Consider the following 11,649-nt stretch of genomic DNA (forward strand, 5'->3'; position numbering starts at 1 on the left):
GCGCTCTGCATTCGAGCGCTGCAGATCAGCTCTCTGGCTGCGAATGAAGCGGCAACATGCAATTCGCCAGCAGTATCCAACGCGAGGGAAGATCAACGTGTCAGAAAGAGCGCCTCAGAGATCTCACTGAACACGATCCGCAGAATTCTCTCATGGACAAGGCGGGTCCGCGGATGCAGAGGCCAACTTCGGCATAAACGTTCACTGATTGTTCGTCCTTTAAAGTGATTTCGCCTCTTTCACGCGACTGTTCAAGAGACAGCTGATGCTGGGAACAGGGTCTGGACTTGCCTGGCGCACTCCGGAAGACGGCCCAGGCCGCGGTCGCTACCGTGGCCCGTCACCGCTGCGGATCAGCCCAAACATGATCCGGTCCCAGAGACGCTCATGCCCATAGTAGAGTACGAGCTTTGTTAAAACCTCCGTGGCTCCGATCGCTGCCGACAGGCGGACATTCTGCGTAAAGAAGAATGCGACGACCATTGTGTCAAGTGAGCCTGTGATCCGCCATGAGATTGCCTTGAGCACACTTCGCCAAGGTTTTTCGCTGGGGGGCTTGAGCCAAGTTTTCTGTGCCCTGCTCTGATCGACCTCCGTCTGGTCCTGAGAACTATGGCCTAATCCACTCACTAGGCCAATCGCAACCGTGTCGAAGCTCTCCCTATTGATGAGGATGAATCCGCCCGTGCAGCGGCTCTCCGCATAGGTATCGAATGCAACTGGATAATCGGCTGTGAGAATGACGTCCCCAATGTCGTTCGCTCCCAAGGAGGAAACATTCACAGGTGTGAGTGTCGCAAGATCGATCTTCTGGCGAACCGCGATCACTGTGACGGGAACCGTTTGCGTCCCAAGCTTCAGGAGAAATTGGTCGCCTTCCTTCAGATGTTCTCTTGCCATCCAGAACAGGCGGGCATCGATCCTGTCGGAGACATGCGGAGCCTGCTCAACGGAAGCAATGATATCGCCCCGGGAGACATCAACTTCATCGGACAAGATAAGCGTAACGGACTGCCCGGCAACTGCCTCATCCAGATTTCCGTCAAATGTCACGATCCCTGCAACGGTGGACTCAAGGCCGGAGGGCACCACCCGCACCCGCTCTCCAACCCTGATCACGCTGCTCGTTATCAGACCCGCGAAGCCCCGAAAGTCCGGGTTCGGCCGGTTGACCCATTGAACCGGCAAGCGAAACGGCTCGGCTCCGCCCCTAGGCACTACCTCCACCGTCTCAAGATAAGACAGAAGCGTCGGGCCCTGATACCAAGCGGCCTGCGGTGGCGGCCTAACGATGTTGTCGCCATGCAAGGCGGACAATGGAACCGCAGTCACGCGTTCGAAGCCGAGGTTGCCCGAGAAGATATGGAACGCCGCCACTATCTCATTGAACTTCGCCTCCGACCAGTTCACGAGATCCATCTTGTTGATGGCCAAGGCAATGTGCCGGGTCCCGAGCATGGATACGAGCAGAGCATGTCGACGGGTCTGCCGCGTGATCCCTTTGCGTGCATCGATGAGAAGGATGGCCACATCGGCCGTCGAGGCGCCCGTCGCCATGTTCCTCGTATATTGTTCATGGCCCGGCGTATCGGCGACGATGAAGGTCCGCCGATCCGTCGAAAAGAACCGGTAGGCAACATCGATCGTAATCCCCTGCTCGCGCTCACTGGCAAGCCCGTCGACCAGGAGCGAGAAGTCGATCTCTCCTCCTTGGGTTCCGTGCTTGCGTGAATCGCGCTCGAGCGTGGCGAGCTGATCGTCGAACAGGCGCTTGGACTCGTACAACAGGCGGCCGATCAGCGTGGACTTGCCGTCGTCGACGGAGCCGCAGGTGATGAAGCGAAGCAAGCTCTTGCGCTCTTGGGCCGCGAGGTAATCCTCCAGCTCGAAACTCTCAGGTGCGCGATGAACCGTCATCAGAAGTAGCCCTCTTGCTTCTTGCGTTCCATGGACGCTGCCGTGTCCTTATCGATCGCGCGCCCATTTCGCTCGGACGTGCGCGCCTCGAGCGTTTCGCGAATAATGTCCGGGAGCGTGGCTGCCGTGCTCTCTACCGCACCGGTCAGGGGATAGCAGCCGAGCGTTCTGAACCGGACAGATCGGAGCTGTGGCTGCTCGCCAGGATGGAGCGGCAGCCTGTCATCATCCACCATGATGAGCATGCCGTCCCGCTCCACGACCGGTCGCTCAGCCGCGAAGTAGAGCGGCACGATGGGGATGTTCTCACGGTGGATGTAGAGCCAAATGTCGAGTTCGGTCCAGTTGGAGAGTGGAAAGACGCGCAGGCTCTCACCCCAGCGCTTGCGGCCGTTATAGAGCTGCCAGGGCTCCGGGCGCTGACGCTTGGGATCCCAGCAGTGATGCGCATTACGCAGTGAGAAGACACGTTCCTTCGCCCGTGACTTCTCCTCGTCGCGGCGGGCGCCGCCGAAAGCCGCGTCGAAGCCGTAGCGCTCGAGCGCCTGCTTGAGCGCCTGGGTCTTCATGACGTCGGTATGGACCTCGGAGCCGTGGCTGATCGGACCGACATTGCGGGCCAGTCCATCGGGATTGGTGTGCACCAACAGATCGAGCCCGAGTTCGCGCGCTCTCCGGTCCCGGAATGCGATCATCTCGCGAAACTTCCAGGTCGTGTCCACGTGAAGCAGAGGGAATGGAGGCTTCGCCGGATAAAACGCCTTCAACGCCAGATGCAGCAGAACTGACGAGTCCTTGCCGATCGAATATAGCATGACCGGGTTGTCGCTTTCGGCAACCGCCTCGCGCATGATGTAGATGCTCTCCGCCTCAAGGCGGTCGAGATGGGTCAACACGGACCGAAGCAGGTTACTGTCGGGGATGTGCCTTTGGGAATGAATCTGGTCTGCGTGTCGCACAGCTCCCTCACGCCCGCTGATCATGGGACTGCTCCTAAACTCTTTGGGTCGGCACAAGGTGCACGCCGCATTCATTCTTAGCTTCCTCCCACCGCCAACCCGTGCATACATTTCATCGACCCGCCAGGAGCTAGACCGATGGCCCTGATACCGGCGGGCCCACGCCTCGACTTCCGGGGCAAGCGCTTCATCCAACGAAAAATCGCAGATGGGTCGACCTCGGTACCAAGCTGTTGCATCATCTTGGCGGGATCACGAACGCTGATGCCGTACTTGCAGGACCAGCGCTGGGCCGATATCCCGGCTTGTCCCGGCCCTGTCGCGCCCGCCTCCACCGCCGATTAGTAGGGTCCACTCGCGCGTCGTCTCAACAATCCCAAGAAGGCATGAACCTTGCTGCACCACCTGTTTCTGTAGGGAGCCTTGACTGCCGGACTCCTAGGAAGTTGCTTGGCTCAAACGGTTCTGAACCGCGGTCGGCGAGACGGCTTGGATGGCGTCGCCCAGCACAATCTGCTCCACCTCATAACCCAGATCCAGGCCGTGAAAAACCTTCGTGATGTTCGGCGCCTGCACCACGACATAACGCCCGTAGAAGTCGCGCAGCCTTGCCTCAATGCGGGCCTTGACATCCTCGAAGGCGAAGCGATTTGCGTCGTCCAGATCGTGTGTATTACGAACGGCGATGCAGGCCTGACCGACGCGGCGGATGCCCTCAGCTATGAGTGCACGGTGGCTCTCATGAAACGGCTGGTAGCGGCCGAGAAAGAGAGCCGTAGGCTTCTGTGGGTCGAAGACCGGCAGCAGCATTTGCCGGATGCGTTCCGCCCAATATTCTGGTGCGCCCTCTACACCGACAGCGACGTCGCAAGTTTCCGGCGGTTCGAAGAGCGCATTGGTGTCCTCGAAGCGGCCGGTTTGGACGCGCCGCATCCAGACCACGAAGGCCGGTCCGTCATCCATGAACGCGCGTCTCGTCGCGGGCGTCGGGCAGACGAAGTCCGCGATAGCAAAGGCGCCTGTCTTGACGACCTGATCGCACAGCCAGCCCATACGGCGCGCGTGCTCGAGCCGATCCTCAGGGCCAAAACCCAGGTCCTTGTTGATTTCACGGCGCACGTCATCGGCGTTGAAGTGAACGGCGTTAAGCAGCGGCGCAAGGAGTTTCGCCAGTGTGGTCTTTCCAGCGCCGGGTAGGCCCATAATCAGAATTTTCTTCACGTAAACTTCCCCCTCTAACGAGTGGATAAACGACTATAGTGCGCTGTCACGTCCAAGCCGCCGGTGATTTGGCCTAAAGCAGGGACGCGCGCGAGGATTATGCAATAAACTTTGGTAACTTGGAGGACGTGTGAACCACTCTGAGGCTGTGGCGCGGCGGCGAAGACTGCGTAGCGGACGGTGCTGCCGGCTCCCGAGGTTACATAATACCAGCGGTAATCGCCGCTCAGGCTGATGTATCTCCAGCCAAGCGCGCCGATATCCATTAGAATGTCGTCTGGAACATTCATCTCTCGGGATCGCAGATGCTCCACCGGTCGAGCCTCGCCAACCATGCGGGGGTGCGTCGACAGGATAGCCAGAAAGCGATCCACTTCGCCGTCGCGGGACTCAATTAAGTTCGCGACTTCGTCGGCCTTGCCGCAGCCGCCCCAGTCTCGCTCCGCGAGTTCCAGGATTTCCGTTTTTCCAGCCTGCGCGAGGCACGGATAGGCGTTGACGCTGATTTCGATCGCGCGATCGTCGGGAAGGGCTCGAGCGCTGAACTTTGGCATGTTGCTGACATCAGACATCGGCATTAATCCCTTCGCTGATCTTGCAGATTTCATCGATGCCGACCTGACCAAGCAGGCCGTCGTCGTTAGCAGCAGAGGCAGCCGATGAGGCGACGTCCTGGACAGCCTCGTCAAGGCTGCTGTCAGGTCGCCCATGTGACTCGGCAAGCCGCGAGAGTTTCTTAGTGGAAATGGGTATTGGTGCCCCATTCTTGTGTGCAATGGGATGAAGGATTTCAGGCGGCGTCTTCGTAGAGAGGCCATTGAAAGCGAAATCGTCCGCCGGTACGAGTATCCCAAAGCTGTTGAGCTCACCGACGAAGCGGCTGATGCCGCCGATGATATCGTCCGAAACCGGGATGAGGTACGGGGTCTCGGAGACCACGGCCCGCGCCGGGCCGGGGTTGACACGATTTTCTTTCGTGCCTCGTCGATATCGAGAAGGTCGATAGTGGGTGCGAAGGCTAGTCACGCGTCGCCAACCTCAAAGAATCTCGCGTAAGGTCCGTCTGCGAAGTGCAGCCGCAACTGATGATAATTCTGTACCGTTTGGTCCAGTGGTCGCGTTTCCTGGCGCTGAAGGATCGCGCGCCCGGGAAGCTGAAGCGCTGGAACCCCCAGGAAATCCCAAATCGCTGCCACGCATGCGGCGGGTTGGCGAAGAAGGCTCTCATACTCAATCATAAGCATGTTGGTTGCCGCGAAGGAGTCCGCGACCCGAGCGTGAAAAGCGTCCGCGGTCTCGAAGTAGGCCGCGCACTCTGTGATTGACAGTCTGACGCGCGGTGGCGGAGCCGCATTGCTGTCCGAGCTGAACTTCAGCCACTTGCCGCTTTGCCTTGCCTGCACCAGCGACCGTAGCGATTCTAATGGGTTTCTGCGAACCACGAGGATGACCTTCAGGTCTGGCCAACCGGCCAGCTCAGCAAAAAAGCCCGGACGGTCGTGAAACTGAGGTTCGTTGATCTTACAGCCGATACGCGTCACCTTCTTGTCGCTCCGCGTGGGATAGCCCAGGTAGGCAAGCTCTAGGAGTTCCCGATCGCTGCGTATCAGGCGATCCTTATCGGGCCAATTTGAGTCATACGTATTGAGCAACTCACCGTTGCTCAGTACGTTCGGATGCTCGTTGAGCAATGCTTCCAGATAGTGCGTGCCAGTCCTTGGCATCGCAAGAACTGCAAATGGCTCAGGCGTCGGTGTGGGGTAGGTCATCGTATGTACTTCCAGCTATCATCGGGTGCGAAGGTTCGGATGGGGCCAGCACTAGAATCCACGCTGTTATCTCTCCGCCGGCTCGTTCTTGTAGTGGTCGAAAGTGACGTCAACGCATCAGGCGTCGACAAAGCAGCGCTGTCGACAGGAAGAACGGCAGTATTATGTACATGCAAAGTGCGCTGATATGCAGGCCGACACTGCCGGCCGGGCGGCCGAGCATCGCCGGACGGATCAGCTCAATCGAATGTGCTAGCGGCAAGAAGTGCCCTACATGCTGAAAAGCGGTGGGCAGTTGGGCGACCGGGAAAACCGCGCCACATAGGAACAGCATCGGTGTGAGGACGAGCGTCTGGTAAAACACGAAATAGTCGTAACTGGGCGCCAGCGCCGCGACGACCATCGCCAAGCTCGCGAAGGCGAAACCAGTGAGGATAACGACTGGTAGTGCATAGAGGGCGGATGGCCACGCTGCATAGCCCAGAGCTGCGGCAACAAACATAATTGCCGTTCCAGCCAGGACGGCTTTGGTCGCTGCCCACGCCAACTCACCCAGAACAATATCGCCGAGCGTGAGCTGTGTGTGCAGGATTGCCTCCCACGTGCGCTGAGCGTTCATTCGGGCGAAAGCGGCATAAATCGTTTCAGAGGTCGCGGAAGTCATCGCGCTTGTCGCAACCATGCCGCCGGTCAGAAACGCGATGTATGAGGTGCCGTCAACCCTACCTACCATTATTCCCAAACCAAAGCCGAGGCCAAACAAATAGATCATAGGCTCGGCGAGGCTGCCAAGAACCGATGCAAGCGCGACTTTCCTCCATGCAAGACCGTTGCGGCGCCATACCGCGGCCCAGTTCCATGCGTTAGCTGGCAGACCCGCCGAAAAACCTTTGCCTATATTCATTTCCCTATCTCACGCCCAGTCAGTCCCAAAAAGACATCCTCCAGATTTGGGGGACGCTGCAGAAGCCGCAGACCCGCGCGCCCGCGCAGTTGCACGCACACCTGCTCCGGATCGGACGCATAACAAAAGAGCGTCTCGCCGCTTACCTCAATGCGCTGCGCGTAGGGCCTGATTAGCGCACGCAGCTCATGCGGATTGCCACCGTAGATCTCAATCACTTGGCACCCGATCTGCTCGTCGATCAGCGCATGAGGTCGGCCTTGGGCGATCTTACGCCCTCCCTCGAGCACGCACAGCCGATCGCACAAGCGCTCGGCCTCTTCCATGAAGTGGGTCGTCAGGAGGATCGTCTTGCCCCGCGCCAACAGCGACCGCAGGCGCTCCCAGACCAGGCGGCGCGCGTGCGGGTCGAGCCCAGTGGTCGGCTCATCCATCACCAACAGCTGCGGGTCGTTGACCAGCGCTCGCGCCAGCGTCAGGCGCCGCTTCATGCCGCCGGATAACTCCGTGACCCGTGCATCTGCTTTGCTCTCAAGACAGGCGAACTCAAGGAGCGATGGGATGACCGCTTCGACCTCGCGCGTGCTCATGCTGAAGTAGCGCCCGAACACCCACAGATTCTCGCGTACGGTCAGTTCCAAGTCAAGGTTATCGAATTGCGGAACCACGCCGATGCGCTCGCGTGCCAAACGAGCGCGTGCCGGAACCGGCACGCCGAGCACCGTGATCGTACCCGCGTCAGGCGTTGTCATTCCGAGGACCATACGCGTAATCGTGCTTTTCCCTGCGCCGTTTGGTCCCAGCAGGCCGAAGCACTCTCCCGGCGCAACGGTGAACGACAGCCCGTCGACAGCGATTTTGTCGCCATATGATTTCATTACGCCGGCAAAATCGATTGCCACGGTTGACATAGAGTCAGGTAGGGAACCTTTTGCGCTTATGATTGTACGAGGTTCCCGTTCGAGCGAATTGGGCTCGAGCCTGTAAGGATCCTCTGTAGCCAAATCCCAATTCAGCAACTGACTTTTCCTGTCCTGTCTCAAAACTCGTCCGCCTGCGCTAAGTCGGCTATCGCTCGTCGCTGCAAGTGCCGTCAGATGCCACCAACTTTGGTCTTTGGATAGCGCCCAGTTTTCTACTGCTGTTTGGAACGTTGGCCGCGGGGCCACGCGACAGCCAATCGCTATTGCTCAATGTACACAAGGCATAGGCTTTCAGGGGGAGTAAGAGAAGAATATTGATGATTGCGTGCAGCGAGAAGCCGAGAAATCGAAGCTGGCCAGCACGAAACGCTGCCACGCTGCAGCGTGTTATTATCATGGACACGATCATCAGGACTGTCCACGAAGGCACTTCGGCTGTCAGTGCGAGCTGCCCAAGTCCGGTGAGTACCGCTAGCGCGAGAAGGAGTGGGCCGAGATTCTGTCCGACCACGTCCAGCGTGAGGTAACGATCGAGACTGGGCAGCAGGCGCAACGCAAGCAAAGTGTCACGGAACGTGCTCCGTGCCCAGCGGAGTTGCTGGCGCAGATACGACCCCAGGCTGTCCGGAACGACGGTTGCCGCGATGGCATCCGGAACGTACTCGGTGCGAAAGCCTGCCTTCAGCATAAGGATCGTGAGGTGGCGATCCTCACCGAAGTCGCTTGGCTTGCCCCGGAACAGCTGCGTCTCGTACTGATCTAGCAGCAAAAGAAGTGCAGACCGGCGGTACATAGCACAAGGGCCGCAGCAACACATAACAGCGCCGAAGCGGGCCTGCGCTGCGCGTTCCTCATTGCAGGCAAGCCAGTACTCCATGTCGATTAGCCGCGTCAGCCAAGTGTCGCTTCGGTTGCTGGCTGTCAATTGGCCCATGGCTGCACCGATCGATAGGTTCTGCATCTTCGATGCAAGCTTTGTGACGACGTCGCGTGCGAGGGTCGTGTCCGAGTCAACGTTGAGCACCAAGCCTCCGGATGAGCGGCGTATCGCCGCGATCTGCGCCTTGCGCTTTCCAACGTTCTCGCGGAGCAGAATGAAATGGAACCTCGAGTCGCGCGCGTAGGTGTCGTGTACAGGTTCCACGGCGTTGCGGTTCCTAGAACCGTCATCGACCACATAGACCCGCAGCTCTCCCGCATAATCCTGGTCGGCAACCGAAGCGAGGCATGCCGAGAGCGTGCTTGGGTCTTCGTTGAAGCAGGGGATGATGACATCCACGCTCGGCAGAGGGTCGGAGCCGGCCGGATCGTCCGACGCCAGTGGGCCGTTTGTCGGCACAGCATAAGCCACCTGCATGCCTTTATAAGCGGTCGAGAGCAGTGCGTAGCAGGAGATGGCGACAGTGCTGGTTGTGGCAAGCAGGTTCATAGGATGTCGGCTTTTTCAGTAACGTTGAGGAAGCGAGCGGATTTCAAATCCACGGTCATGCAATGCTGGAATCAGACGGGACAGCGCCCTGACCGTCTGATCGCGCAGGCCGGCGCGAGTGCCCGGGTTCAACTCGTCGGGAGGGCACCCGTCGTGCAAGAGCACAATCACGCCCGGCCGGATAGAGCCAAGCACTGCATCGACAATCGCGTTGGCTCCGGGGCGAGACCAGTCGCGCGGGTCTGCCGACCAGTGTACGGGCGTCAGTCCAGCGCGCGCGGATGCAGTGAGCAGGTCTTCAGTCCAGATGCCAAACGGCGCGCGCATGTACCGCACGGAGGCCTGGGGGCACACCAGTTTAATGGTCCTGTTCGCCGCAAGTATTTCGTATTGTACTTCGTCGGGTTTGCATCTGGACGGATCCGGATGAGTCATCGTGTGGTTAGCGACCTCGTGCCCTTCCGCAACGATGCGTCGGATGAGGTCTCGCTGGGCTGCCGCGCAGGAGCCGATGACGAAGAAAGCCGCCGGCACTCGATGCTCCGCCAGCACGTCGAGGATCTTTGGTGTGAAAAGTGGATGGGGACCGTCGTCAAACGTCAGATAGACGCTACGATCTCCAGTGTTGACATCAAATGCACTCGGCACTTTGCATATATAATCCAGGTGTTTCACAGCCCCGGTCCGTTCCGATCAATGATCGTACCTGTCGGCCAATCGCTGATCGAGCGTCCAATCGGTAGAACCACGACGAGTACGTCCTCGACGCGCGTGGGCTGCAAGTTTAGATACACGTCTGGATGGGTAGACCGCACGCGAACCCCCGACACAATGGTCGCCAGACCGTGCCGGCCCAGCCTTGCAACATGCTTCTGCAGCGCGTGCCGAACCGTGCCGAAGCCGAATGGGACGCCCAGATCCTGCAGGACTGGATGCATGGCGCGGATTGCATGGCTGATTCCGAGCCCCTCAAGATCTGGACGGACGGCGTACAATCCTAGTTCAGCCACTAGCAGGTCGGCCGCGCCAACCTTGATGAAGCGGCGCAGCAAGCCCATATGAGCTGCTACACCACCCGAGTCGTAGCCGATTGCGCGGAGCTCAGGCCTCGCGCCAGCCCAGCTCCGATTGCCTTCGAATGGTTTTGCATTAAAGGCCCCAGTCGGTCCGTAGGTCTTTCGAAAGAACTCGGACAGGTCGATGTGATCGGAGAGTTGCAGCTCGTTTTCCCAGGCCAGCCTCCACCGCACCTGAGAGCGCCGTAAGAGAACTCCCGTAGCGCTGGATATGGCAATATTCATGTGCGCCTCTTCCGCGCTGTCTGGCATATCGGAGTGGAGTTGATGCATGGAAGCAACTCGCTGTCACTGAATGGCTTGCTCAGGTAATAGGACGCACCGGTTCGCAGCGCCCGCGCCCGCTGGTCGTCGCCGGATCGGCTTGTGACCAAAATGGTGGGAATGGCCTTTCCGGATGCAACCAGATGGTCGCACGGGTCGATCCCTGTCACCCGGGGCAACTGCATGTCCGCGATCAAGCAGGACGTGCTCCGAAGGCGGCTGGGTTTCAAGAACTCATCTGCACTCTGGCACAGTTCTGGGATGAAGCCCGCCGAAAAGAGGATGTCCGTCATCGCTTCGCGCCCTATTTGATTGTCATACACGATGGAGATTGCATCGGGTGCATGAGCCATCCGTACCAGATTCACCAACGGCTTCCCTGCATCTTCTGCACGTTTCCACTGCGATGGACATGGGATCCATTTGGCCGGGTGGCAGAAGCATTTGGCACCTGCGATCAGCAACACTCCATTCCTCGCGAAGCTAAAGCGGGATCGAGGGCTGGCTCAATTGTACGGAGGTATGTGGCTGATATCGAATGGTTTGGGAAAGCTATACGAAGGTTTGTAGCTAGCAAGCGCCTCCGCGACGTGGGGGGGCGCTTGTCGTGTCGAGCGGGCGCGATGCAGTTTGCGCAGGCCGGAGAACGTGACTGCAATGGACATGCGCTTCGGTTGATGCTCGGGGTACAGCTGAGAACTTTTCCCGAGGGCAGGATTAAGATCGATAGCCATTCTAGTATTCCCGAGTTATAGGTGTCTAACCTGACCTTTGCTACTGGTTGTTCGGTAGCATTGTAAAATCCATTGTTTTGATGGCAGCAATCTACGCTATGGATGAAGTTATGCGCACCGTCCAAATCCTGCCGGCAGCCATCTGGTACTCAGAGATAAGTCACGCTCCAAAGAAAATAGCTTGCGTGCACTCAAAATCGTTAATCCCCTTGCTTGGGGCACCGTCGACTTATTGATCCGGCTTGGGTACTCTTGAAATCTGCTGCGGAAGACTCCAGTTTGGCTGGATGAAGCATATAGACATGCGCAAGCTGCCAGCAGCCGCGCAAGAGGAGCGCCGCCGGCAGGTGATCGGCCTGCGCGAGAGCGGCCTGACTTACTGATCCGGCTTGGGTGAACTTGAACTATGCGGCATAGCGGAATGACGGATGCCCAAAGTAGCTGCGGATTCGG

12 protein-coding genes are annotated in these 11,649 nt (G+C 58.8%); all 12 read right to left on the minus strand.

What is annotated here, in order from left to right; all coding sequences use genetic code 11:
• Positions 1-327: 327 nt before the first annotated feature.
• The gene (gene cysN, locus JKL46_RS32805) at positions 328-1,917 is read right to left on the minus strand and encodes a sulfate adenylyltransferase subunit CysN (RefSeq protein WP_201842508.1); all 1,590 of its coding nucleotides are present in this window, start codon (positions 1,915-1,917) and stop codon (positions 328-330) included.
• Complete coding sequence (gene cysD / locus JKL46_RS32810; RefSeq protein WP_009489127.1) at positions 1,917-2,900, minus strand: sulfate adenylyltransferase subunit CysD; 984 nt, start codon at positions 2,898-2,900, stop codon at positions 1,917-1,919. Before cysD ends, cysN begins: the two co-directional genes overlap by 1 nt.
• 414 nt (positions 2,901-3,314) lie before the next feature.
• Positions 3,315-4,097, minus strand: a complete 783-nt coding sequence (locus JKL46_RS32815) for an adenylyl-sulfate kinase (protein WP_009489129.1) — start codon at positions 4,095-4,097, stop codon at positions 3,315-3,317.
• 14 nt (positions 4,098-4,111) lie between these two features.
• Entirely contained in the window at positions 4,112-4,669 is a 558-nt protein-coding gene (locus JKL46_RS32820) for a hypothetical protein (protein ID WP_201842510.1), read from the minus strand.
• The gene (locus tag JKL46_RS32825) at positions 4,662-5,036 is read right to left on the minus strand and encodes a hypothetical protein (protein ID WP_201842512.1); all 375 of its coding nucleotides are present in this window, start codon (positions 5,034-5,036) and stop codon (positions 4,662-4,664) included. The genes JKL46_RS32820 and JKL46_RS32825 overlap by 8 nt, the downstream gene beginning before the upstream one ends.
• A gap of 83 nt (positions 5,037-5,119) precedes the next feature.
• Positions 5,120-5,866, minus strand: a complete 747-nt coding sequence (locus JKL46_RS32830; protein WP_009489132.1) for a sulfotransferase — start codon at positions 5,864-5,866, stop codon at positions 5,120-5,122.
• A gap of 109 nt (positions 5,867-5,975) precedes the next feature.
• On the minus strand, positions 5,976-6,770 hold the full coding sequence (locus JKL46_RS32835; RefSeq protein ID WP_009489133.1) for an ABC transporter permease: 795 nt from the start codon (positions 6,768-6,770) through the stop codon (positions 5,976-5,978).
• Positions 6,767-7,774, minus strand: a complete 1,008-nt coding sequence (nodI, locus tag JKL46_RS32840; RefSeq protein ID WP_201842514.1) for a nodulation factor ABC transporter ATP-binding protein NodI — start codon at positions 7,772-7,774, stop codon at positions 6,767-6,769. Before nodI ends, JKL46_RS32835 begins: the two co-directional genes overlap by 4 nt.
• Positions 7,775-7,838: 64 nt before the next feature.
• Complete coding sequence (nodC, locus tag JKL46_RS32845) at positions 7,839-9,122, minus strand: chitooligosaccharide synthase NodC (RefSeq protein ID WP_009489135.1); 1,284 nt, start codon at positions 9,120-9,122, stop codon at positions 7,839-7,841.
• 15 nt (positions 9,123-9,137) lie between these two features.
• On the minus strand, positions 9,138-9,797 hold the full coding sequence (nodB, locus tag JKL46_RS32850; protein ID WP_009489136.1) for a chitooligosaccharide deacetylase NodB: 660 nt from the start codon (positions 9,795-9,797) through the stop codon (positions 9,138-9,140).
• Complete coding sequence (locus JKL46_RS32855; protein ID WP_009489137.1) at positions 9,794-10,423, minus strand: NodA family N-acyltransferase; 630 nt, start codon at positions 10,421-10,423, stop codon at positions 9,794-9,796. The genes nodB and JKL46_RS32855 overlap by 4 nt, the downstream gene beginning before the upstream one ends.
• Positions 10,420-10,929, minus strand: coding sequence for a response regulator (locus tag JKL46_RS32860; RefSeq protein ID WP_245272852.1), 510 nt, complete (start codon positions 10,927-10,929; stop codon positions 10,420-10,422). The genes JKL46_RS32855 and JKL46_RS32860 overlap by 4 nt, the downstream gene beginning before the upstream one ends.
• Positions 10,930-11,649: the final 720 nt, after the last annotated feature.

It is taken from the genome of Microvirga zambiensis WSM3693 (assembly GCF_016735695.1).
Lineage (GTDB): Bacteria > Pseudomonadota > Alphaproteobacteria > Rhizobiales > Beijerinckiaceae > Microvirga > Microvirga zambiensis.